This window comes from Elizabethkingia argenteiflava (assembly GCF_009904105.1).
Lineage (GTDB): Bacteria > Bacteroidota > Bacteroidia > Flavobacteriales > Weeksellaceae > Elizabethkingia > Elizabethkingia argenteiflava.
On record NZ_JAAABJ010000083.1, the window covers coordinates 1 to 535 of the forward strand.

Sequence of the window (535 nt, forward strand, 5' to 3'; positions counted from 1 at the left end):
CTGTTAATCAGAGGGTCGCTGGTTCGAGCCCAGCAGGAGGAGCAATCGGGAAACCCTATCCCACAAAGGGTTTTCCGATTTTTTAAAAAATCTTTGCGAGTTGTCGATTTTAAAAAGTGCTTATAAAAGTGTTTATAAAATGGCAACAAAATTCACCCAAATCATTGTAACTCCTCGTAATTGGAGAACAGGTACTAAATCCGATTTGTTATCTAAAAATTGGATCATCTCTTATTATTTCTATTCTGATATTGCCCCAAAAGGAAAGCAAATACGAATAAAAGGAATGAATAGAGCTAAAACCTTAGAAGAAAAGAGATCCCTAACCCGACAGCTTATTGAAAATGAAAAAAATCTACTCTTGTCAGGATATGACCCTATCTCAAAATCTTTTCCGGAGCTGAATAACGGAGAATTATCTCCGGATACATTTTTTATCGATGCTTTGGAATTAGCATATGAAAAGATAGAAGCTTCGCCTCATCATATAAAACAGGTAAAACACTGTATAGCAAGATTAAAACCTTTTTTCAAG

The 535-nt window shown here is 35.3% G+C and carries 1 protein-coding gene; it reads left to right on the plus strand.

Features of this window, described 5'->3' with window-relative positions; genetic code table 11:
• Window positions 1–139: 139 nt before the first annotated feature.
• On the plus strand, window positions 140–535 hold a 396-nt coding region (locus GNY06_RS00415), incomplete at its 3' end, for a hypothetical protein (protein WP_166518319.1).